Source organism: Mycobacterium sp. ENV421, assembly GCF_002887815.1.
Classification (GTDB): Bacteria; Actinomycetota; Actinomycetes; order Mycobacteriales; family Mycobacteriaceae; genus Mycobacterium.
Window position 1 is genome coordinate 81,873 of the sequence record NZ_PDHO01000019.1, and the last position, 22,704, is coordinate 104,576.

The 22,704-nt window shown below is 66.5% G+C and carries 21 protein-coding genes; 8 read left to right on the forward strand and 13 right to left on the reverse strand.

Annotated features, from left to right (window positions below):
• The first annotated feature begins 1 nt into the window (after position 1).
• On the forward strand, positions 2-1,651 hold the full coding sequence (locus tag CRM90_RS20630) for a DNA repair helicase XPB (protein ID WP_036341363.1): 1,650 nt from the start codon (positions 2-4) through the stop codon (positions 1,649-1,651).
• Positions 1,652-1,810: 159 nt separating this feature from the next.
• Positions 1,811-3,538: a PE-PPE domain-containing protein gene (locus tag CRM90_RS20635; RefSeq protein WP_142391411.1), complete on the forward strand. Its 1,728-nt coding sequence runs from the start codon at positions 1,811-1,813 to the stop codon at positions 3,536-3,538.
• A gap of 7 nt (positions 3,539-3,545) precedes the next feature.
• On the opposite strand, the gene CRM90_RS20640 is transcribed toward CRM90_RS20635, so the two are convergent.
• The 4 genes from CRM90_RS20640 to CRM90_RS20655 form a co-directional block, all read right to left on the reverse strand.
• Positions 3,546-4,691, reverse strand: a complete 1,146-nt coding sequence (locus CRM90_RS20640) for a thiolase family protein (RefSeq protein ID WP_102808824.1) — start codon at positions 4,689-4,691, stop codon at positions 3,546-3,548.
• 5 nt (positions 4,692-4,696) lie between these two features.
• A complete protein-coding gene (locus tag CRM90_RS20645) occupies positions 4,697-5,128 on the reverse strand; it encodes a Zn-ribbon domain-containing OB-fold protein (protein WP_102808795.1) in 432 nt (143 codons plus the stop codon).
• A 109-nt stretch (positions 5,129-5,237) separates the two neighbouring features.
• Positions 5,238-6,227: an LLM class F420-dependent oxidoreductase gene (locus tag CRM90_RS20650; protein ID WP_102808796.1), complete on the reverse strand. Its 990-nt coding sequence runs from the start codon at positions 6,225-6,227 to the stop codon at positions 5,238-5,240.
• A 616-nt stretch (positions 6,228-6,843) separates the two neighbouring features.
• The gene (locus tag CRM90_RS20655; RefSeq protein WP_102808797.1) at positions 6,844-8,340 is read right to left on the reverse strand and encodes a class I adenylate-forming enzyme family protein; all 1,497 of its coding nucleotides are present in this window, start codon (positions 8,338-8,340) and stop codon (positions 6,844-6,846) included.
• A gap of 160 nt (positions 8,341-8,500) precedes the next feature.
• Between CRM90_RS20655 and CRM90_RS20660 the strand changes: the two genes are divergently transcribed.
• Positions 8,501-9,391: a DUF3060 domain-containing protein gene (locus tag CRM90_RS20660; protein WP_142391412.1), complete on the forward strand. Its 891-nt coding sequence runs from the start codon at positions 8,501-8,503 to the stop codon at positions 9,389-9,391.
• 53 nt (positions 9,392-9,444) lie between these two features.
• Here CRM90_RS20660 and CRM90_RS20665 read toward each other — a convergent pair whose 3' ends face one another.
• Positions 9,445-11,580 carry a 3-hydroxyacyl-CoA dehydrogenase NAD-binding domain-containing protein gene (locus CRM90_RS20665; RefSeq protein ID WP_102808799.1) on the reverse strand — a complete coding sequence of 712 codons (2,136 nt, stop codon included), beginning with the start codon at positions 11,578-11,580 and terminating at the stop codon, positions 9,445-9,447.
• 9 nt (positions 11,581-11,589) lie between these two features.
• Entirely contained in the window at positions 11,590-12,801 is a 1,212-nt protein-coding gene (locus tag CRM90_RS20670) for an acetyl-CoA C-acetyltransferase (protein WP_102808800.1), read from the reverse strand.
• 293 nt (positions 12,802-13,094) lie between these two features.
• Here CRM90_RS20670 and CRM90_RS20675 point away from each other — a divergent pair, with 293 nt between their 5' ends.
• On the forward strand, positions 13,095-14,309 hold the full coding sequence (locus CRM90_RS20675) for a pyridoxal phosphate-dependent aminotransferase (protein WP_102808801.1): 1,215 nt from the start codon (positions 13,095-13,097) through the stop codon (positions 14,307-14,309).
• Positions 14,310-14,311: 2 nt separating this feature from the next.
• Here the strand turns inward: CRM90_RS20675 and CRM90_RS20680 are convergent, their stop codons facing one another.
• From CRM90_RS20680 to CRM90_RS20695, 4 genes are read right to left on the reverse strand one after another with little or no spacing between them, the layout of a single operon-like run.
• On the reverse strand, positions 14,312-14,764 hold the full coding sequence (locus CRM90_RS20680; protein ID WP_102808802.1) for an SRPBCC family protein: 453 nt from the start codon (positions 14,762-14,764) through the stop codon (positions 14,312-14,314).
• A 59-nt stretch (positions 14,765-14,823) separates the two neighbouring features.
• A complete protein-coding gene (locus tag CRM90_RS20685; protein ID WP_102808803.1) occupies positions 14,824-15,903 on the reverse strand; it encodes a CaiB/BaiF CoA transferase family protein in 1,080 nt (359 codons plus the stop codon).
• A gap of 14 nt (positions 15,904-15,917) precedes the next feature.
• Positions 15,918-16,361 carry an SRPBCC family protein gene (locus CRM90_RS20690; RefSeq protein ID WP_102808804.1) on the reverse strand — a complete coding sequence of 148 codons (444 nt, stop codon included), beginning with the start codon at positions 16,359-16,361 and terminating at the stop codon, positions 15,918-15,920.
• Between the two features lie 34 nt (positions 16,362-16,395).
• Positions 16,396-16,833 (reverse strand): SRPBCC family protein, encoded by a 438-nt coding sequence (locus tag CRM90_RS20695; protein ID WP_102808825.1) that lies wholly within the window; start codon positions 16,831-16,833, stop codon positions 16,396-16,398.
• A 91-nt stretch (positions 16,834-16,924) separates the two neighbouring features.
• On the opposite strand from CRM90_RS20695, the gene CRM90_RS20700 reads away from it, so the two are divergent.
• Positions 16,925-17,278 (forward strand): UBP-type zinc finger domain-containing protein, encoded by a 354-nt coding sequence (locus tag CRM90_RS20700; protein WP_102808805.1) that lies wholly within the window; start codon positions 16,925-16,927, stop codon positions 17,276-17,278.
• Positions 17,279-17,624: 346 nt separating this feature from the next.
• Here the strand turns inward: CRM90_RS20700 and CRM90_RS20705 are convergent, their stop codons facing one another.
• Positions 17,625-18,017 carry a nuclear transport factor 2 family protein gene (locus tag CRM90_RS20705; RefSeq protein ID WP_102808806.1) on the reverse strand — a complete coding sequence of 131 codons (393 nt, stop codon included), beginning with the start codon at positions 18,015-18,017 and terminating at the stop codon, positions 17,625-17,627.
• 32 nt (positions 18,018-18,049) lie between these two features.
• Between CRM90_RS20705 and CRM90_RS20710 the strand changes: the two genes are divergently transcribed.
• On the forward strand, positions 18,050-19,030 hold the full coding sequence (locus CRM90_RS20710; RefSeq protein ID WP_102808807.1) for a cation diffusion facilitator family transporter: 981 nt from the start codon (positions 18,050-18,052) through the stop codon (positions 19,028-19,030).
• Between the two features lie 51 nt (positions 19,031-19,081).
• The gene (locus CRM90_RS20715) at positions 19,082-20,296 is read left to right on the forward strand and encodes an enhanced intracellular survival protein Eis (RefSeq protein ID WP_286145650.1); all 1,215 of its coding nucleotides are present in this window, start codon (positions 19,082-19,084) and stop codon (positions 20,294-20,296) included.
• Positions 20,297-20,305: 9 nt separating this feature from the next.
• On the opposite strand, the gene CRM90_RS20720 is transcribed toward CRM90_RS20715, so the two are convergent.
• The gene (locus tag CRM90_RS20720) at positions 20,306-20,905 is read right to left on the reverse strand and encodes a TetR/AcrR family transcriptional regulator (RefSeq protein WP_102808809.1); all 600 of its coding nucleotides are present in this window, start codon (positions 20,903-20,905) and stop codon (positions 20,306-20,308) included.
• Positions 20,906-20,978: 73 nt separating this feature from the next.
• Here CRM90_RS20720 and CRM90_RS20725 point away from each other — a divergent pair, with 73 nt between their 5' ends.
• Entirely contained in the window at positions 20,979-21,467 is a 489-nt protein-coding gene (locus tag CRM90_RS20725; RefSeq protein WP_102808810.1) for a DUF2834 domain-containing protein, read from the forward strand.
• Here the strand turns inward: CRM90_RS20725 and CRM90_RS20730 are convergent.
• The gene (locus CRM90_RS20730) at positions 21,440-22,531 is read right to left on the reverse strand and encodes an alkene reductase (RefSeq protein WP_102808811.1); all 1,092 of its coding nucleotides are present in this window, start codon (positions 22,529-22,531) and stop codon (positions 21,440-21,442) included. The genes CRM90_RS20725 and CRM90_RS20730 overlap by 28 nt on opposite strands.
• Positions 22,532-22,704: the final 173 nt, after the last annotated feature.

Here is a 22,704-nt window from a genome sequence, read left to right on the forward strand (position 1 = left end):
TATGACAGACGGCCCCCTCATCGTGCAGTCCGACAAGACCGTGCTGCTCGAAGTCGACCACGAGCTTGCCGGTGCGGCCCGGTCCGCGATCGCCCCGTTCGCGGAGCTCGAACGCGCCCCGGAGCACATCCACACCTACCGCATCACTCCGCTGGCGTTGTGGAATGCCCGCGCCGCCGGTCATGACGCCGAGCAGGTGGTCGATGCGCTGGTCAGCTTCTCGCGTTATGCCGTGCCGCAGCCGCTGCTGGTGGACATCGTCGACACGATGGCACGATACGGCCGACTGCAGCTGGTGAAGCATCCCGCGCACGGCCTGACGCTGGTCAGCCTCGACCGGGCGGTGCTCGAAGAGGTGTTGCGCAACAAGAAGATCAACCCGATGCTCGGCGCGCGGATCGATGACGACACCGTGATCGTCCATCCCAGTGAGCGCGGCCGGATCAAGCAGATGCTGCTCAAAATCGGTTGGCCGGCCGAGGACCTGGCCGGCTACGTCGACGGCGAGGCCCACCCGATCGACCTCGACCAGGACGGCTGGGAACTGCGCGACTACCAGCAGATGGCCGCCGATTCGTTCTGGGACGGCGGCTCGGGTGTGGTGGTCCTGCCGTGCGGCGCGGGTAAGACGCTGGTGGGCGCGGCGGCGATGGCCAAAGCCGGTGCGACGACGCTGATCCTGGTCACCAACACCGTCGCCGGCCGGCAGTGGAAGCGTGAGCTGATCGCGCGGACGTCGCTGACCGAGGAGGAGATCGGCGAGTACTCCGGTGAGCGCAAGGAGATCCGGCCCGTCACCATCGCCACGTATCAGGTGATCACCCGCCGCACCAAGGGCGAGTACAAACATCTGGAGCTGTTCGACAGCCGGGACTGGGGCCTGATCATCTACGACGAGGTCCACCTGCTGCCCGCACCGGTGTTCCGGATGACCGCCGACCTGCAGTCCCGCCGGCGGCTGGGTCTGACGGCGACGCTGATCCGCGAGGACGGCCGGGAGGGCGACGTGTTCAGCCTGATCGGTCCCAAGCGCTACGACGCACCGTGGAAGGACATCGAGGCTCAGGGCTGGATCGCCCCGGCGGAGTGCATCGAGGTGCGCGTGACGATGACCGACAACGAGCGGATGTTGTACGCGGTCGCCGAACCGGACGAGCGCTACAAGCTCTGCTCGACCGCGCACTCGAAGATCGCGGTGGTGAAGTCCATCCTGGCCAAGCATGACGGAGAGCCGACGCTGGTAATCGGTGCCTACCTGGACCAGCTCGACGAGCTCGGCACCGAGTTGGGTGCTCCGGTGATCCAGGGTTCGACGAAGAACGCCGAGCGCGAAGAACTCTTCGACGCCTTCCGCCGCGGCGAGGTCAAGACCCTGGTGGTGTCCAAGGTGGCGAACTTCTCCATCGACCTGCCGGAAGCCTCAGTGGCCGTTCAGGTTTCGGGAACCTTCGGCTCACGCCAGGAAGAGGCCCAGCGGCTGGGCCGGCTGCTTCGTCCCAAGCACGACGGCGGCGGGGCGGTGTTCTATTCCGTGGTCTCCCGCGACAGCCTGGATGCCGAGTACGCCGCGCACCGGCAGCGGTTCCTGGCCGAGCAGGGCTACGGCTACATCATCAAGGACGCCGACGACTTGCTCGGCCCGGCCCTCTGAGCGCGCTTCACCAAACGTTGCCCGTCATACCCGACAGCAACAATTCGTCGTCCGTTGACCTGCGCGCTGCGATCGCGAAACGAATGTGACAGCGAACCTCGCGGCGACGGGTTAGTCTTCGCCAGGACACGTGGTCGGGTGACAAACAAGGGGTAGAGCGTGCGCGCAGCGGGCTTCATCGGGCGAGTTGGCGGGTTGGCGGTTGCGCTGGGAGTGGGTGCCGCGGCGTTCGGCGGTGCGACAGCCTGGGCGGACGGTACCGACTCGGGGGGCTCCTCGGCCCATGCCGGCTCCGCCCGGTCCGGGTCCAGTCAGACCGCCGCGGGCCCTGCCAAGCACACTGCCCCGAAGGCCGCGTCCGGGCGGTCACGTCCATCGTCGACGGTTCGGGCCCAATCGATCACCTCGGTGCCGACCGCCACCGCGACACCGACGGCGCAGTCGGATCCGTCGGCACCGCAGACGCCGCCGGCCGGTTCGCCGCTGGAGCTGGCGGCGTTGGCCTACAGCCGTCGCGACACCGGCATCTCGGCCCGCCCAGCCGCGACGACGTCGCTGGCGCCGGAAGCCTTGGTGCAGGCCGCCGCCGCGCAGAACACCGCGGTGATCATGGGGCCCAGCGGTGTTCCGATCCCCAAGCCGAGCTACATCCAGAGCGTCTTCAATCTTTACATCGCGCCCTCGAACCCGGGTTCCATCCCGTTCCAATTGGACACCCCCGAAGGGTTGTACCCGATCACCGGGGTGAAGAGCCTGCCGTTGAATGTGTCTGTGCAGCAGGGTATTCGAATACTCGCCGCAACAATCGCCGAGCAGGTCGCGGCCGGGAACACCGCCACGGTGTTCGGTTACTCGCAGAGCGCGATCATCTCCTCGCTGATCATGAGTCAGCTGCCCTCGAATACGCCGGTGAACTTCGTGCTGGTCGGCAACGAGATGAACCCCAACGGCGGCTTCCTGTCGCGGTTCCCTGGGTTGAAACTGCCCAGCCTCGGACTGGACTTTTACGGCGCAACCCCCGAAAACGCCTTCCCGCTGACCAATTACACGCTGGAATACGACGGGTTCGCCGATTTCCCGCGGTACCCGCTCAACTTCTTGGCCGACCTCAACGCCGGCCTCGGCATCGTGTTCGTCCACACCAAATACGCTCAACTCACCCAGGCGCAGGTCGATGCGGCGATCGCGTTGCCGACCACCGATCCGAGCCAGAAGTACTACATCATCCCGACCGAGAACCTGCCGCTGCTGGAACCTCTTCGGCTGTTGCCGGTGATCGGCACACCCATCGCCGATCTGCTGCAACCCGCGTTGAAGGTCATCGTCAATCTCGGCTACGGCGACCCCAGGTACGGCTGGTCCAACGAGGGGTACGCCAACGTGGCTGCGCCATTCGGGTTCATTCCGAACGTCAACTGGGGTGAAGTCGGACAACTCTTCATGGCCGGTGTCGCACAAGGCATCACCGACTTCGTGGCCGACGTCAGCCCGGGCGGTGTGATGCATTCCGAACTCGCGGCCCTGCGGATGCCGACGCTCACCCCGGCGGCTCTGCCCACCCCCACGGACGTCATCACCGATGTACAGAAGGCCATTTCCACTCTCGCCGCGGTCATTTCGAATGCCGCGGCGTCAGGGTATGCGGCTCTGCTTCCGACCGCCGACATTGTCAACGCGCTGACGACCATGCTGCCCGCGTACGACGTGAACCTGTTCCTGGACGGGATCAAGCAGTCGATCAGCGGTGATCCGATCACCGGGCTGATCAACGCCATCGGCCGGCCACTCGCGGCGAACGTCGGCCTCATCACCACGGCCGGCCTGATCGAGGTGCTGGTGATCTTGCAGGCCGTCGAAGGCGCCTTCGGCAAGCAAACCGACGTGTAACCGCCTACTAGAGCGAAAGTATTGTCGCCGAGGCGGTTCCGGGCGCGCCGTACACCTGCGCCAAGCCCACCCGCGGGCTGCCCGGCACCTGACGCTCGCCCGCCTCGCCGCGCAGCTGGCGCACCAACTCGTGCATCTGCCGCAGACCCGACGCACCGATCGGCTCACCATTGGCGATCAGGCCACCATCGGTGTTGATCGGCAGCGGGCCGTGGATCTCGGTGGCCCCGTCGGCCAGCAGCTTCTCCTGCTCGCCGTCGGCGCACAGACCGGTCTCGGCCATGTGGATGATCTCCGCACCGGCATCGGTGTCCTGCAGCTGCGCGATGTCGATGTCCTCGGGACCGATCCCGGCCTCCTCGTAGGCCGCCTTGGCGGCGTAGACGGTCGGCGACACATCCTCGTCGAGCGGGGCCGAGGTGCCGTGCACCTCGTAGGCGCCGAAGGTCCGGGTACGAATCTCACTGGCGCGCACGTAGACCGGCTTGTCGGTGAAGCGGTGCGCGATGTCGGCGCGGCACATGATGACCGCGGCGGCGCCCTCGTCGGGAGCGCAGAACATGTACTGCCGCAGCGGGTAGTTCAGCACCGGCGACGCCATGATCTCCTCCACGGAGATCTCCTTGCGACGGAAGGCATTCGGATTCATTGCACCGTTGCGGAAGTTCTTGTTGGCCACCCGTGCCAGCGTCTCCTCGGAGATGCCGTGATCGTGGATGTACCGGTTGGCCTTGATACCGAAGAACTTCGTGGTGACGAACTGCCCGTTCTCGGCATACCACTGGGGCAGCGCCAGCTTGGCCGGGTCGTCGGTGAACGCGCCGCGAGGGTGCTTGTCCAGGCCCACCGCGATGCCGATGTCGTATTTGCCGAGCCGGATCGTGTCCGCGGTCTGCTGGATCGCGCTTGCCGCGGTGGCGCAGGCATTGAAGACGTTGGTGAACGTGATGCCGGTTAGGCCGACCAGGCGCGTCACGGCATCGGGATTGGACACCTCATAGCTGCCGCCGAACCCGAACTGGATGTCCTTCCACTGCGCACCCGAATCCTGCAGTGCCAGCTCGATCGCCTCGGCACCCATCTGCATGGCGGTCTTGTCGAACCGGCCGAACGGATGCAGGCCGACACCGATGATTGCAACGTCATTGCTCATGCCGCTCACGCCCCCACCGGTGCGAAGGCGAACGTGACGACCTCATTGCCGTCGGCGTCGGTCGCGAACGGGATCATCGTGAGTTCGACGTCCATGCCCCACTTCAGTTTCTCCGGGTCGTTCTCGGTGAGCCGAGCTTCGACGCGCACCACGGCTTCTTCCCCCTGGCCGAGTTGCACCAGGCCGACGCCGAACGGCACGAAATCCTTGCCGGTGGGGCCGATGTAGGGGGCACCGGGCGGGAAGCCCTGCGTGGTCCAGGCGACCAAGGTGCCCCGCCGCGGCAGCTTGACCTCGTTCATGCCGCCCGCGCTGCACCGCGGGCACCGGTCCTGGCTCGGAAAGACCACGGCCGAACAGCTGGCACATTCACTGCCGATCAGCTGCGGGTTGTCAGCGGGCCAAGTGGAGATTTCGGGCGCCAGGGCCTTTTGCATAGCGGCATCCTTCGTAGTCCAAATCGGTAGCCGGATGGTACAACACTGTTGGCCACGAATGGAAACCGCATTCTCATTTGGATGCACGCCCTTCTCGGACACCCCGAGCTCAGATGAGCGCGGGCATCACCTCACGCTCGAACAGTTCGATTCCGGACCGGTCGTAGGCCGCCTCCGGGAAGTAGCAGATGGCGTACTCGCAGCCCAGGTCGCGCAGCGCCGTCAGGCTCTCGATCACCTGCTCGGGCGTACCCGCAGCCGATCCCGGCGCACTGACCGTCGTCATCATCGCGTCGGCGGCCGCATCACCGCAGACGCCGGCCAGCCGGTCGCGGACTCGCTTGACCCGCGCCGTGACGTCGTCGGCCGACGTGCCGAGGATCGCGTTGACGTTGGCCGAGCGGACGATGGCGCCGAAGTCCGTTCCAACCTCGCGGCAGTGCTCGGCGAGCACCTGCGACTTGTGCGCGAACCCGTCCGGCTCGGAGGTGAAGTTGGTGTACTGCGCGTACTTCGCCGCGATCTTGAGCGTCACCTTCTCGCCACCGCCGGCGATCCACAGCGGAATCCCGCTCTCTTGCAAGGGCTTCGGCGCAACGATCGCCCCGTCGACCTGATACTGCTTGCCCGCGAAGCTCACTTTCCCGTCGCGCCACGCGTCTCGCATGATCTGGACACCCTCGTCGAGCCGGGCCAACCGCACGCCGGCGGAGGGGAAGCCGTAGCCGTAGGCCCGCCATTCATGCTCGTACCAGCCGCCGCCGATGCCCATCTGCACGCGGCCGCCGGAGATGATGTCGGTGGTGGCGGCGACCTTGGCCAGGTAGACGGGGTTGCGATAGCTCATCGCCGTGCACATCTGGCCGAGCTTGATCCGGGAAGTGGTCGCCGCGTACGCCGCCATCAGCGTCCACGCCTCGTGAGTGGCCTCATCGGTCGGGATCGGCACGGTATGAAAGTGGTCGTAGACCCAGAGCGAATCCCATGGACCCGCATCGGCGTGATCGGCCAGATCACGCATTACCTGCCAGTGCTTTTCAGTGGGAATGCCGGCCAGATCCAGTCGCCAGCCCTGCGGTATGAACAATCCGAAGCGCATGGGCCCGACTCTACGGACGAGCGCGCCACCCGACCAGAGCGCAATCGGCGGCAACCGGGAGGGCTCGGTCGTGTCCGTGACGATGACGTGCGACCGGCACAGCTATCCCGGTCCGGGCGGAGGAGTTAGGGCCCCTGGACGGCAATCGGCCCCTCCCATACGGGAGGGGCCAACGCTCCCCCTTGCCTCCTCATTCCCCTGGCGTAATGCCCATCACACCGCAAAAACTAGCTGAGAGCAAGCTGAGACGACGCAATACAGCAAAAATTCTTGATCGCGCAGGCAAATGAATCGCGAACATCGGTTCCGCTATCCACTTTGGACATATCGCCAGATCAGGCAGCGTCAATGGAAACCGTGTTCGCGGCAAATGGTGCGCCGAGTGCCGAATAGGGCAATTCGCTCAGCAACTGAGGTTACGATTCGGCATACGCACGAACGCATAGGAATTTGCTCTTACTGACTGATCCGACATTTATCCCAGCTCACTGGCATACGAAAGTTCAGGTAGCGGATTTGCGATCTTGCAGCGGGGTGCCGGCGGCGTGACCCGGCCACCGCGCGAGCTGTCGGCACACTGTCGTGCGTGCTGGCAATGCCGCGGTTCGGCTCCCGCCTACCCCGCGCCGCCGGAGTACATCGCGGCTATGTCACGAAGCGAAACTTTGAGCGACTGGTTGCGCGGAAGTTCGGCGACGACAACCACCTCGACGGGCACATGATGCTTGGGCAGCGCATCGCGGACCAAGGCCACGAGGTCGGCAGGGTCGGGTGCCGGGGCACCGGGAAACGCCTCCACCGCCGCGAACGGCACCTCGCCGAGCCGGGGATCGGGCACGCCGACGACGGCGGCGTCGCGCACCGACGGGTGACCCACCAAGACGCGGCGAACGGTCTCCGGCAGGACCTTGAACCCGCCGCGATTGATCGCCCCGTCGGCGCGACCATGCAGGGTGATGAACCCGTCGGCATCGATGGAGGCGAGGTCGTTGGTGCGGATCCAGTCCGGACTGATGGATGGGATCCTGGCTTCCAGAACACCCTGCCCGCCGGTCTGCACCTCGCTGTCGCCGGTCGGGTCGACGATGCGGACCTCGGTGTTGGGCATCACCCGACCTGAGCTTGCGCGCTTGGCAGCCCCGAACTCGCGATACAGATCTGGCGTCCAGGTGCACACCGAGCCGGCGAATTCGGTTGCGCCATAAGCCAACAGGACGGGAACGCCGTACCGCTGCTCGAACGCGTCACGGGTTTCGGGGTCCAGCGGCCCTGCGGCGCTGATCACGTAGTCGAGCGAGGCGATGTCCTCGCCCGGCAGGTCGGCGTCCAGCAGCATGCGTACCGCGGCCGGCTGCAGACCGCAGCGACGGATGCCGTAGGTCTTCACCACCCGCACCCAGTCGGCGACGCTGAACTTCTCCAGAAGAGCGATCCGCTTGCCGAGGTAGGCGCCGGTGATCAGCTGGCACACCCCGCCAATCCCGCCGAGCGGCCAGTACATCAACTCAGGTGGTTCGTCGGCGGAGGCGCCGGTGATCGCCACGCTGGACACGGTGTGTTCCAGCACCGACGCCGGGATCGGGTGCCGCTTGGGCGGCCCGGTGGTGCCGCTGGTGAGCACCTGCAGACCGGTAGAGCCGTCCCGGCCGGCGGAGTGCAGCCGCGCCGACGCCCGGTCGATTCCGGCCACGAGTTCCACAGTGGGCGGTGTCAGTGACACCGCGATGCCGGCGGTGCCTGCGCGCCGGGCGGCGGCGATCACCGGATCGGTCCAGTCCTCCCGGTCGGCGACGACCGCGGCCGGCTCCAGCTGTTCGATGTCCCGCCCGATCGCCTCGGGCGACTGGAACGAATAGATCATCGGCACCCATCGGCCGCCGCCGAGCAGTCCGATCACGGCTGCCGCATGCGGTGGACGGTTGCGGGCCACCACCGCCACGGTCGCGCCGTCCGCGACGCCGGCCAGTCGCAGCGCATCGTCGATGGCACAGGCATATGCGGCGATCTCGTCACCGGTGTACCAGCGGCCGTTGAACTCGATGCACGGCGCGCCGCCGTAGCCGGCCAGGCTGGCGGCCAGCCTTCTGCTGATCGTTGCGGCGCCGTCGCTCACGCACCCCACGCTAACCGACGGGGTTCACAGGAGACCCCCAGCTGAACGACACACAGCCGCTCCACAGGTATGCCACGATCTGCCCGTGCCGCCCTCCGACTACCCCGGTTACCGCATCGACCGGCTTGCCGCGGCCCCGCGCCGGGTGCCTGCGAGCTTCGTGCTCGCGGAGCTGTTGCCATTCCGCTGGTGGTACCTCTGGGGCATGTTCATGATCGCGGTCGCATTGATCGCGCTGTGGGCCGCTGCGCCACTAGCCTTTTCGATCACCGCAGTGGCTGCACTGATGCTGATCTACGCCTACCAGCTTTCCGGCACCGCGCAGCGGCTTGCTCTGCTGAAGTGGGGTGAGGTAGCCGTGGTCACCGGCGTCGAAACTCTCACGCGAGGAACCTATTACAGCGGAACCACCTGGTACAACGCCTACCTTCCCATCGCCAGCGGCTGGAGCGTGCAGCGGCCCCGCTATAGCGGGCCGAGCACCAAAACGAAAGTCAGCTATCGGCTAGGCGACTATGACGGCACGATCGTGGTGCGCGGCCGCGAGTACACCGACGGCGTGGTGCTGGCCGATCCGCGCAAGCCGGGCAGGGCATTATGCGTCACCTCGTTTGCCTACGATCTGGACCGCGACGAGTCCGGCAACTGGGTCGGGCGGCTGCGGCCCCGGCTGGTCGTCGGCATGATCACCTGGATACTGGTGATGACCGGTTGGCTGGCGCTGGCGGGCTTAGTCGCGGTGACAGCAAGGCAGCACAGTGACTCGGCGCCCAGCGCAACCCCCGATCACGGGGTCGACCTCGTCGGCAACGCCCAGATGGGCACCTACGCCTGCGCCGGCGGCGATATAGACATCGTTGGCAACGATAATGCGGTCACCGTTACCGGTCATTGCCGAAAGGTACGGGTCTCCGGCGACGACAACGTGGTCACCCTCGAGACCACGGACGGCGTCCGAGTCTCGGGTGCGCACAACGTCGTGACCTATCGGAGCGGCTCGCCCGCGATCACCAACTTTGACGACTCCAACCAGGTGATCCACAAGAGTTGACGCGAAAGGCCCGGCGAGACTTGGTCTCTCCGGGCCCTCGCGTACTGGACGATTTAGAGCAGCGACGCCGGCGGGTTGAACCGCTCGCCGTACTTCTCCGCCAGTTCCTTGGCGCGCGCCACGAACCCGGCCTTACCGCCGTGCGGATAGCCGACGATCAGCTGCGCGGCGCCACCGGTCCACGGCGGGAAGCCGATGCCCATGATCGAGCCGATGTTGGCGTCGGCCGTCGTCGTGATCACGCCTTCGTCGAAGCACTTCTGGGTTTCCAGCGCCTCGGCGAACAGCATCCGGTCGATCATGTCCTGCAGCGGCGGGGTCGAGGTGCCCGAGGAGAAGGTCTCCCGCAGCCCCGGCCACAGCTGAGTGCGCTTGCCGTCGACGTACTCGTAGAAACCGGCACCGGAAAGCCTTGAGGGACGGCCGAGTTCGATCATCTTCTCGACCACGGCCTCGGCCGGGTGCGCCTCATAGGTGCCACCGGCTTCTTCGATGCCCTTGCGCGAAGCGACTGCGATCTTGTGCATGAGCTCGAGATTGAGCTCGTCGGACAGCTGCAGCGGCGGGGCCGGGTAGCCGGCCTGGGTGCCCGCGTGCTCGATCGACGCCGGCTCGACGCCCTCGCCGAGCATCGCCAGCGCTTCGTTGACGAAGGTGCCGATGACCCGGCTGGTGTAGAAGCCGCGGCTGTCGTTGACCACGATCGGGGTCTTGCCGATCGCCAGCGTGTAGTCGAACACCCGGGCCAGCGCCTCGTCAGATGTCTTCTCGCCCTTGATGATCTCCACGAGCGGCATCTTGTCGACCGGCGAGAAGAAGTGGATCCCGATGAAGTCCTCCTGGCGCTTCACCCCGGCGGCAAGACCGGTGATCGGCATCGTGGAGGTGTTGGAACCGAGGATCGCGTTGGGCTCGACGATGTCCTCGATCTCCTGGAACACCTTGTGCTTGAGTTCCTGGTTCTCGAACACCGCCTCGATGACGAAGTCGACGCCCTTGAAGTCGGCGGGATCGGCCGTCGGGGTGATCCGGCCCAGCAGGGCGTCGGACCGTTCCTGGGTGGTCTTGCCGCGCTCGAGGGCCTTGGCCTCCAACTTCTCGGAGTAGCCCTTGCCCTTCTGGGCCGCCTCGAGGGTGACGTCCTTGAGCACCACATCGAAGCCGGCCTTGGCCGACACGTAGGCGATGCCCGCACCCATCATGCCCGCACCGAGCACGCCGATCTTGGTGATCGGGGTCTTGCCGATGCCCTCGGGCCGCGATCCACCGGAGTTGATGGCCTGCAGGTCGAAGAAGAACGCCTGAATCATGTTCTTCGCGATCGGACCGGTGACCAGCTCGGTGAAGTACCGGCTTTCGATGCGGCTGGCGGTGTCGAAGTCCACCTGCGCGCCCTCGACCGCGGCGGACAGGATGGCCCGCGGAGCGGGCATCGGTGCGCCCTTGAGCTGCTTGCGCAACAGTGAGGGGAACGACGGCAGGATCGCCGCCAGCGCCGGGCTGGCCGGGGTGCCGCCAGGCATCTTGTAGCCCTTGGCATCCCACGGCTGGGTGTGCGCCTCGGGGTTGGCCTTGATCCAGGCCTTGGCGGCGGGCACCAATTCCTCGACGCTGGAGACGAGTTCGTCGACCAGGCCGTTGTCCTTGGCGGCGGCCGGCTTGAACCGGGTGCCCTGGGACAGCACGTTGACGAAGCCGTTCTGGATGCCGAGCATGCGGGTCACGCGGGTGACGCCGCCGCCGCCGGGCAGCAGGCCGAGGGTGACCTCGGGCAGGCCGATCTGAACACCCTTCACGTCGGCGACGATGCGGTGGTGACAGGCCAGGGCGATCTCCAGGCCACCGCCGAGGGCGGCGCCGTTGATCGCGGCGACGACCGGCTTGCCCAGGGTCTCCAGGGCGCGCAGGTCGCGCTTGATGTCCTCGACCTCGGCGAAGATCTCACCGGCGTTCTCCGGACCGGCGGTGATCATGCTCTTGAGGTCACCACCGGCGAAGAAGGTCTTCTTGCCGCTGGTGATCACCACGCCGGTGACCGAATCCTTTTCTGCAACAAGACGTTCGACAGCCTTGTGCATGGACTCTTTGTAGTGCTCGTTCATCACGTTGGCCGAACCGGTCGGGTCGTCCATCGTCAGCGTGACGATGCCGTCGGCATCCTTGTCCCACGCAATCGTGTTCTCTGCCATGACTTTTCCTTAAACCCTCTCGATGATGGTGGCGACACCCATGCCGCCGCCGATGCACAGCGTGATGAGCGCGCGCTTGGCGCCACGGCGCTCGAGCTCGTCGACCATGGTGCCGGTGATCATGGCGCCGGTGGCACCCAGCGGGTGGCCCATCGCGATCGCGCCGCCGTTGACGTTGAGCTTCTCGCTCGGGATGTTCAGGTCCTTCTGGAACTTCAGCACCACCGACGCGAAGGCCTCGTTGAGCTCGAACAGGTCGATGTCGTCGACGGTCAGGCCGGCCCGGTCGAGCACCTTGCGGGTGGCCGGGGTGGGTCCGGTCAGCATGATCGTCGCGTCCGCGCCGCTGGTGGCGGTGGCCACGATGCGCGCCCGCGGGGTCAGGCCCTGAGACTTGCCTGCGGCTTCGCTACCGACGAGCACCAGTGCGGCGCCGTCGACGATGCCGGAGCTGTTGCCGCCGGTGTGGACGTGATTGATCTTCTCGACCCAGTGGTACTTCTGCAGCGCCACGTCGTCGAAACCGGCCATCGCGGCCAGTCCCTCGAAGGCGGACTTGAGCTTGCCCAGGCTCTCCACAGTGGTGCCGGGGCGCATGTGCTCGTCATGGTCGAGGATCAGCAGACCGTTCTGGTCCTTGACCGGGACCACGGACTTGGCGAAGTAGCCGCCCGACCACGCCGCGGCGGCGCGCTCCTGGGACTGTGCGGCGTAGGCGTCGACGTCCTCGCGGGAGAAGCCCTCGATCGTGGCGATCAGGTCGGCGCCGATGCCCTGCGGCACGATGTAGTTGTCGAACACGGTGGCGGGGTCGGTGAACATCGCACCACCGTCGGAGCCCATCGGGACGCGGCTCATCGACTCGACGCCACCGGCGAGCACCAGGTCGTCCCAGCCGGAGCGCACCTTCTGCGCTGCGGTGTTCACGGCTTCGAGGCCGGACGCGCAGAAACGGTTCAGCTGGACGCCGCCGACGGTGTCGGGCATGCCGGCCGCGATCACCGCGGTGCGGGCGATGTCGGCGCCCTGGTCGCCGACCGGGGAGACGCAGCCCAGGATGACGTCGCTGATCAGGTTCTCGTCGAGGTCGGGGAAGCGCGAGCGCAGTTCCTCGATTAGCCCGACCACGAGGTTCAGCGGCTTGACTTCGTTGAGCGATCCGCCGCGCTGCTTACCGCGCGGGGTTCGGATGGCCTCGTAGATGAAGGCTTCTTCGGACATGTGTGTTTTCTCCAGGTCCTGTTCGGAATTGGGCGTGACGATCGTTCGACAGTCGTCCTCTGCACGCGAAGCCTACCAAGGCCGCCCAACCGGATGGTTGGGCGGTCGCTCAGGTCAGGCCGGGAACAGGGTCGACAGGTCACCAACGGAGATCCCGCCGGTGTCGGGTTTGTAGATCATCATCCCGGGGTTCATCTCCGAGGGGATCAGTTCGGCGACCACCTGGATCTGGGCCTCGGCCGATCGAAATTGACGAAACCGCTGATACCGGGCCTCCGACTAAGCTCCGCACCATGACGGGTCCCCATGTCGCCGGCCGGCCGACGACGGTCTCGAGGTTGCAGCCGTACGCGGTGACGATCTTCGCCGAGATGTCGGCGCTGGCCGCCCGGATCGGTGCGGTGAACCTCGGCCAGGGCTTCCCGGACGAGGACGGCCCGGCCGCAATGCTGGCGGCCGCGCAGAAGGCGATCGAAGAGGGTGTCAATCAATACCCGCCCGGAATGGGCATCGCCCCGCTGCGCGAGGCGATCGCCGCCCAGCGCAAGCGGCGCTACGACGTCGACTACGACCCGGAGACCGAGGTGCTGGTCACCGTCGGCGCCACCGAGGCGATCGCGGCCGCCATCCTCGGTCTGGTCGAACCGGGCTCCGATGTGCTGTTGATCGAGCCGTTCTACGACTCCTACTCCCCTGTCATCGCGATGGCCGGCAGCCGTCGGGTGCCGGTGCCGCTGGTGCCCGACGGCCGCGGCTTCGCCCTCGACGTCGACGCCCTGCGTGCCGCGGTCACGCCGAACACCCGGGCGCTGATCGTGAACTCCCCGCACAACCCCACCGGCATGGTGCTCGCGGACCGCGACCTGCGGGCGCTGGCGGCACTCGCTGTCGACGCCGACCTGTTGGTGATCACCGATGAGGTCTACGAGCATCTGGTCTTCGACGACAAGCGGCACCTGCCGCTGGCGGCCTACCCCGGGATGGCCGAGCGCACGCTGACGATCTCCAGTGCCGCCAAGATGTTCAACTGCACCGGCTGGAAGATCGGCTGGGTGTGCGGCAGGCCGGATCTGATTGCCGGGGTGCGGGCGGCCAAGCAGTATCTGAGTTATGTGGGCGGCGCACCGTTCCAGCCTGCGGTGGCCTATGCGCTGAATTTCGAAGAGGCCTGGGTGAGTGCTCTGCGAGATTCGTTGCAAGCCAAGCGGGATCGACTGTCGACGGCGTTGACCGAATTAGGCTTCGGCGTGCACGACAGTGCGGGTACCTACTTTCTGTGCGCCAACCCGCGGCCGCTGGGATATTCCGACAGCACCCAGTTCTGCGCCGAGTTGCCGACCAAAGCCGGGGTCGCGGCGATCCCGATGTCGGCGTTCTGCGATCCGCACTCTCCCCACATCGGCGAGTGGAATCACTTGGTGCGCTTCGCTTTCTGTAAACGCGACGACACCCTCGACGAGGCGATCCGCCGGCTCGGCGCACTAGCGGGCGGCCGCGACCTCTCCTAGCTCTACTCGCGTTGCAGCGAACCCTTGCCGCTGAGCACGAAGCCGCGCAGGCCTTCGGTCGCGGCGATCAGCACCGCCTTCTTCGCGCGCTTGACCAGGAAGTGCGGCAACGGTGTGGACGGTTCCAGGGTGAGATCGAACCGGACCCGAGTCGCCTCGCCCTCGGGACGCAGGGTGTATTCGCCGTGCTGGGCATGCTGCTGCGCGGTCCGGTCGGCGTCCCAGACCACCCAGTCCCGTCCCCAGTGGTATTCGACGACTTCGTGGTCGATGATCCCGAGCACTTTGACGGTGACCTCGACCCGCCGCGGCCGTCCGTCGGGATAGCGATCCACGACATGGACATGCTTGTGTACCGACGACCACGTCGGCGCCGCCTCGATATCGGCGATGGCATCGAGGATGGCCTCCGGCGGGGCGTCGATCACGATCTCGCGCGATGCCCGTACCGCCACAATCAGCAAACTTAGTTACTCGACGAGCCCGCTGTGTCGGCTTTCGCCCAGTTGAACCATTACCAATCTATGTCGGCCAGCGATGTGGTGGTTTGCGGCGGTTGCTTCACCGGCCCGGCGGCACTGCGGGAGAACCGAGGCGCCGGAGCTGCCTGCTCGGTGCCATCGACGTTAATAACGGTGCGGCGCGCAAGAAGATGCTCGTTGCACGCGGCCTCGGTCCAGCTCAGCACCGGCGTGACGCATGCGTCGGTGCCGGCGAAGATCGTGGTCCACTCCGCTCGGGTCTTTCCGGCGAAGGTCGTCGCGAAGAGCTCCCGCATCTCGGGGTAGCGGTCCCGCTCGAATTGGCCGGGCACCTCCTGCGCCGGCAACCCGAGCCCGGCCAGCAATTGCGCGAAGAATTGGGGCTCGATCGACCCAACCGCCATGTACCCGCCGTCGGAGGTCTCGTAGGTGCGGTAAAACGGTGCTCCCCCGTCGAGCAGGAAGGACTCGCGCTGGTCCGCCAGTGACCCGGTCGCCTTCATCGTCCACATCATCTGCGCCAGCACGCTGACCCCGTCGACCATCGCCGCGTCGATCACCTGACCCTGGCCCGACTTCTCCCGTTCGTAGAGGGCGGCGACGATGCCGATCAGCACCAGCATCGAGCCGCCGCCGAAGTCGGCGACGAGGTTCAGCGGTGCCACCGGCGGGCGGTCCCGGTAGCCGATCGCGCTCAGCGCGCCGGTCTGCGACAGGTAGTTGATGTCGTGGCCGGCGGTCGACGCCAGCGGCCCGGTCTGACCCCATCCGGTGATGCGGGCGAAGATCAGCCGCGGGTTGACCGCGGCGCAGTCGTCGGGCCCGATCCCGAGACGTTCACAGGTGCCGGGCCGAAAGCAGTCCAGAAGAACGTCGGCCTTGGCCGCCAAGTCGAGCAGCGCGTCAGGTTGGTTCTTGACGTCCAGGTCCACCACCCGCTTGCCGCGGTGCATGAGGTCGACGTTCTCGGCGGGCATCGTCAGTCCGCCCGGGCGTCGCACTCTGACCACGTCAGCACCCAGGTCGGCCAGGATCATGCCGGCGTGCGGGCCCGGGCCGATGCCGCCGAGTTCGATCACTCTCACCCCGGCCAGGGGTCCGGTATTCGTCACGACTGAAAGGTAGCTCAGCCGTTCTTCTTGGACTTCAGAACCTGCGTGCGCAGTCCGTCGGTCGCGGTCTCCATCAGACCTTTGGCGCCGCGCTTGATCACGAATCCGGGCAGCGGAATCAGCGGGTCGACCGTCAGCTCGAACCTAACCCGGGTCGACTCGCCGTCAGCGGTCAGCGTGTACCGACCCTCTTGTGCGCGTTGCTGTTTGGAGCTGGCCAGGGTCCAACTGACCCCGTCGGGATGGACGGCATAATCGAGCACCTGGTCGTCGTTGATGCCGACGACCTTGACCGTCTGGCGTGACTTACTCGGGCGCCCCTCGGCGTCTCGCTCGAGCACCTCGACCTTCTGGTGCGCCTGCGACCATGTCGGCAGCGACTCCAGGTCGAACAGCACAGCGAGGATCTCCTCGGGCGTCGCCTCGATGGTGACCTCGCGGGTTTCGGTGACGGCCATGTCCGCACCATTGCCCGCGGGAACGATTCCGAAACTATCCCTTGACCTTCAGCACCTGCTTGCGCAGGCCGTCGGTGGCGGTCTCCATCGCGCCCTTGATCGTGCGCTTGACCACGAAGCCGGGCAGCGGCACCGCGAGGTCGATCGACAGGTCGAAGCGCAGCTTGGTCTTGTCGCCGTCGGGCGTCAGCGTGTACTTGGCGTCCTGCGAACGCAATTGGCCGGCCTTGACCAGCGTCCAGCTCACCTCGTTGTCGGCCCAGGTGTACTCGACGATCTGCTCGTCGGTCAGACCCGCCGCCTTGATCTTCATCTTCACCTTGTGTGGCCTGCCGTCGTCATAGGCCTCCAGCACCTCGGCGCTCTGATACTGCGGCGACCAGCTGGGTGTCGATTCGACATCGGCGATGACATCGAGGATCGCTTCGGGACTGGCCTCGATCACGACTTCGCGGGAATCTTTGACTGCCATGGCGTGACCATAGTTGGTGCCGGCGATTTTCACCTGGGTTCTCCCGTGAGGGCCAACTGTTTTCGCGCCGGGGTCCCCTAAGCTCACAGACATGGCTGATGCGGTAGATCCGTCGGTTCCGCCGAGTAGCACCGGATGCGTCGAATGCGATGCCGCCGGCGGCTGGTGGGTGCACCTGCGGCGCTGTGCCGCCTGCGGGCACGTCGGGTGTTGCGACGATTCGCTGATGCGGCACGCCGCCGCGCACTGGCGGTCGAGCGGGCACCCGATCATCAGGTCGTTCGAGCCCGGCGAGGATTGGTTCTGGGACTACCAGACCAACCAGTACTACGACGGTCCGGAGCTGGCCCCGCCGGAGAGCAGGCCGTCCGAGGAGACCACCCCGGGTCCGCGCGGCCGGGTTCCGAGCGACTGGGTGGAGATCCTGCGCAACCGCGCCGACTGAGTCAGCGCGTCGACCCCGCCGCGGGGCCGCACGCACACGGTCGCATAGACATCGTCGCGGGAGGCCAGCGCCTCGTCGCCGACGACGACTCGTTTTTTGCGCAGCACCGAGCGGCCACACGCGACGAATGCAACCGGCGTCGCCCCGCCGTTCGCGGACACCTGAACCGAGTCGGAGAATCGGGCGCCGAGCTCGCCCGCCTCGAAATGCACGGTGTAGCGGATGGTGAAAAGCCAAGTGCCGTCAGGACGCAATTCACCGCGGACGATCAGAGAGTCGTCGCCGATCCTTGCCATGCCTCATAGTGCTCCGCCGCTGTGGCGGATGTGCGGAACCACGCCGAGCGTTACGCCAATCCGGCCGCGGCCATTTCCTTTTCAAATTCCACGGCCATCAGCTCGGCGAATTTCGTGACGGCCTTCAGCGGCCGCAGCATCACCGTGAACTCGTCGATGAGCCCGTCCTCGCGAACATGCAGGAAGTCGCAGCCGTTGATCTCGAGGTCGCCGACCTTGGCGACGAACACCAGCGCGTGGTCGGCTTGGCCTTCGCCGCCGATCTCCTTCACATAGGTGAGGTCGGCGAACACTCGCGATACCGCCCGCAGGATGACACCGATCTGGTCGCGGCCCTGGTAGGGCTTGTGTGCGATCGGGCTGCGGAAGACCACGTCCTCGGCGCAGAGAGCGGGCAGGGCATCGAAATCGCCGGCTTCGACGGCGACGCGGAACGCATGCATGTGGTCAGCATGCCACGGGTACACCAGCGGGAATGACGGCGACGAAGAACCTGCTGGGCGAAGACGCGGCCGGCGCAGTGCAGGGTGAGAGCGCGAAGACTGTGGCCATCGCGTTCGGCGCCAACCTGATCGTCGCGGTGGCCAAGACGCTGGCGGGCGTGGTGTCCGGGTCGGCGTCGATGGCGGCCGAGGCCGCGCACTCCTGGGCGGATACCGGTAACCAGGCGTTTCTGATGATCGCGAATCGCCGTGCCGGCCGGGCCGCGGACCGCACGCGCCCGCTCGGCTACGGCCGGGAGGCGTACGTCTGGTCGCTGCTGGCGGCTGTCGGACTGTTCGTGGTCGGCGGGACGGTGTCGGTGTGGCGCGGGGTCAACGAACTGCTCGATGATCGCCCAGCCGACGAGCACTACCTGGTGGCCTATGTGGTGCTGGGGATCGCGCTGATCATGGAGGGCCTTTCGTGGACGCAGGCGGTACGACAGCTGCGCAGCGATGCCCACGCGATGGACCGCGAAGTGCTCGAGTACGCCATGCAGACGTCCGATCCCACGGTGCGCGCGGTGTTTGCCGAGGACACCGCCGCGCTGATCGGCATCGTGCTGGCAGGCGCCGGTATCGGTCTGCATCAGCTGACCGGGGTGGCGGCCTGGGATGCGGTCGGCTCGATCCTGGTGGGCCTGTTGCTCGGCGTGGTGGCGGTGCTGCTGATCGACCGGAATCGCCGGTTCCTGACCGGGGAGCCGGGGACACCACAGCTGCGCGACGCCGTGGTCGCACGGATCGAAGCGCTCGACGATGTGGCGTCGGTTCGCTTTATCAGGCTCGAATTCGTCGGTCCGCGACAGCTTTTCGTGGTGGCGAGTGTGGACCTGGTCGGGGATCAGATCGAGTCGAGGATCGCGCACACCCTGCGCGAGCTGGAACGCAAACTCGAAGCCAACCCGCACATCGTCGATTCCGTGTTGACGATCGCCGAGCCTGCCGACCTGGACGACACCGTCAAGCCCTGACCCGGGAAAATCCGAATGCGATTCGAGACCGGATGTGACAGCGTCGCAGGAGTGTCCAGCCCGATTTCGGTATCACCCGATGTGACGTTGCGATTCGCTGCCGACGACGACTGGCCGGCGATGAGCCGGCTGGCGGCCACCTGCTTCGGCTCCTCCCGCAGCCCCGACACGGTGGCGGTCTGGCGATCCATGACCGCGCACGACGGCGTGGTGATCGCCTGCGACGGCGACGATCTCGTCGGCATGGCGCTGCCGTTGGATCTGGAGCTGACCGTGCCCGGTGGTGAACTGGTCCGGACCGCCGGCATCACCTGGGTGTCGGTGGCCCCGACGCACCGTCGTCGCGGGGTACTGCGAGCGATGTTCGTCGAATTGCACAACTGGATTGCGCAGGCCGGGTATCCCATGGCCGGGCTGCTGGCCAGTGAAGCCACCATCTATGGCCGGTTCGGCTACGGCCCGGCCACCGACGAGCTCAACGTGTCGGTCGATCGCCGCGGCGCCGACATGCACCGCACTGTTCCGCGCGTCGGCGGGGTGCGGGTGGTGGACCCGGCCGCGCACCGCGACCAGCTCGCCGACATCTATGAGCGATGGCGCAGGCGCACACCCGGCGGATTGCACACCCCCGCGGCGCTGTGGGACGAGGTCCTGGAAGATCGCGAATCCGCCCGACACGGGCGTAGCCCGCTGTTCACCCTGCTGCACGACGACGGGTTCGTCATATACCGAACCCGGGTTGGGGACACCAAGACGGTGGAGGTCACCAAGTTCACCGCGGTCACCCGGGACGCGTACATCGCGCTGTGGCAGACCCTGCTCGGACTGGATCTGATGACGACCATCTCGGTGAGCACTCATCCAGCGGATCCGCTGCGCTATCTGCTGGTCGACCCGCGACGGGTGCGGACGGTCGGCGTCGAGGATGCGCTGTGGCTGCGGATCATCGACATCCCCACCGCGTTGGAGTCGCGTGCCTATCCCCACGATGTCACTGCTGTAGTGGAGGTATCCGACGAACTGCTCGGCGGCGGAGGGCGCTATCTGCTGAGCGTTACCGACGGGAGAGCCCGTTGCGTACCCAGCGATGCGCCAGCCGATGTGCGCCTTGACCTTTCGGTACTGGGCAGCATCTATCTGGGGGCGCACCGGCCGTCGGCGTTCGCGGGGGCACACCGGCTGAACTGTGCGGAACCGACACTGCTTGCCGATTTGGATCTCGCGTTCGGGTGGGACGTTCCCGCTGAGCTCGGCTACGGATTCTGACCGACACCGTCACTCGTCGATGATGCCCTTGCGCAACGACTCCAGTGCGGTGCGGCACAACCGGCCCAATTCGGCCAGCGATGTGTCCTCGCCGACCATCCAGAGCTCCATTGCGCCGAACACCGCGGCGGCGATGCACCGTGCTGTCACGATGACGCGCAGACGCTCGTCGGGAGTGGTGGCCGGGGCGCTCTGCGAAAGCTGGTCGACGATGGCGTCGGCGAATTCGGCCTCCACCTGCCGGGTGTGGCGCACGATTCGGCCGGCGTCGAGTTCCCTGGCCCGCAGCGCGGCGATCTGCGCGACGGCTTCCGGGTCATAGGGCGAGGCGTCGATGGCAGATTGCACCGATTCGATGATCGACTCCCCGGGCGAGCGGGCCTGCAAGGCCGCCCGGAACCACTCCAGGCCGACGTCGTAGTCGGCGAACAGCAGGTCGTGCTTCGACGTGAAGTGCCGGTAGAACGTGCGCAGTGACACTCCGGCGTCGTCAGCGATCTGCTCAGCGGAGGTGTCCTCGACACCCTGGGCCAGAAAACGCACGAGCGCGGCACGGCGCAGGGCGTCGCGCGTGCGCTCGCTGCGCGCTGTCTGAGCAGGGCGAACCACGGAGGTAACCTACCTCAAAAAGAATTGTCAAAATTGACAAAACGATTACCGACTTCACTACAGTTACGGAGCCATGACGCTCCTCGTTCATGCAGTGCTGGCCGTCCTCGTCATCGCATGGATCATCGGATCCAATTCGGCGGTGTTCCGCCGGCCGGCCACTGGTCCCGCCGTCAGTGCGCTCGAGATCCTGTACTACCTGGTCGGCATCGCGTCGGTGGCGCTGGGCTGGTACTTCAACATCCAGTTCGTGCATCAGTACGCCGACGGCTCGGGCAATGTCTTCACCGGCGCGGGCAGCTGGTGGCAGTTCATCACCCTGGGCTACGACAACCCCGCAGCGGCGTCAGCCAGCCAGGACTACACGATCGGCAACGTGATCCTGCTGCCGTTGTTCACGATCGGCGACGGGTACCGGCGCGGCATCCGCCGGCCGTGGCTGTTCTTCGTCTCCAGCCTGTTCACCAGCTTCGCGTTCGCGTGGGCGTTCTATCTGGCCACCGTCGAACGCCAGCGGCTGCACGAGAAGTCAGCTCAGGCAGTCGGCGCCAGCGTCGGGTAGTCGACGTAGCCGGCCGGGCCCGGGGAGTAGAACGTCGCCACGTCGGGCTCGGTCAGCTCGGCACCGGTGCGTAGCCGTTCGATGAGGTCGGGGTTGGCCAGGTATGCCCGGCCGACCGCGGCCGCACTGATGGCACCCCAGTCGGCGAGGTTCTCCAGTTCGCAGAAGCTGGTGTCCACTTCGCGGCCGGTGTTCAGGACGAACGGTCCGAACCACAGTGCCCGCACGATTCCGAACTCGGGCGCGTCCGGGTTGATCAGGACGTGCAGGTACGCCAGCCCCAGCGGCGAAATGCGTTCCAGCAGAGCCTCATAGGCCGAGACGGTGTCGACTTCGTTGACGTCACCGGCTCCGTTTCCGGGCGAGATGCGCAGCCCGACCCGGTCGGCGCCGATCTCGGCGGCCACGGCCTCGACGACCTCCGCGGTCAACCGTGCGCGGTTCTCCGGTGTGCCGCCGTACCGATCGGTGCGGGTGTTGGTGGCATCGGCCAGGAATTGGTGCAGCAGATAGCCGTTGGCCGAGTGGATTTCGACGCCGTCGAGACCGGCATCGACCGCGCGGCGGGCGGCGGCGCGGAATTGCGCGACCACTCCGGCGATTTCGTCGGTGTCCAAGGCCCGTGGCACCGGCAGCGGCTTCTTGCCGCCCGGCGTGTGGGCGAGCATTTGCGCCGCGATCGCCGACGGCGCCACCGACTCGGCGCCGTTGATGTCCGGGTGCGCCATGCGGCCGACATGCCAGATCTGCATGAACATCAACCCGTCCTGCGCGTGCACGGCCGAGGCCACCTCGGCCCACTTCTCCTGGTGGCTGTCGGTGTAGATGCCCGGGGTGTTGACGTAGGCCCCGTTGCCCACCTGGGAGACAGCGGTGGCTTCGGTGATGATCAGCCCGGCCGACGCCCGCTGGGCGTAGTACTCGACCTGCAGGTCGCTCGGCGTGCCGTCCGACTCGGCGCGTGAGCGCGTCAGCGGCGCCATGAAAAGGCGATTCCGCGCGGTGTTCGCCCCAATGGTGATCGGCTGGAGCAGGGCTGAGTCGTCGGTCAGCGTGAACGTCATGCTTGCCTACAAGCCCCGCGCGGCCTTATTCATTCCCTGGCGTCACGGATCCTCGTCGTTCGGCAGGAAACGTTCAGGGTGGTGGTAGTCGTTGACCCCGCCGATCAGCATCGGTAGATGTGGCGGTGGGATCCATTCGGTGTCGCCGTTGGGGAGTTTGCGGGTCGTCCAGC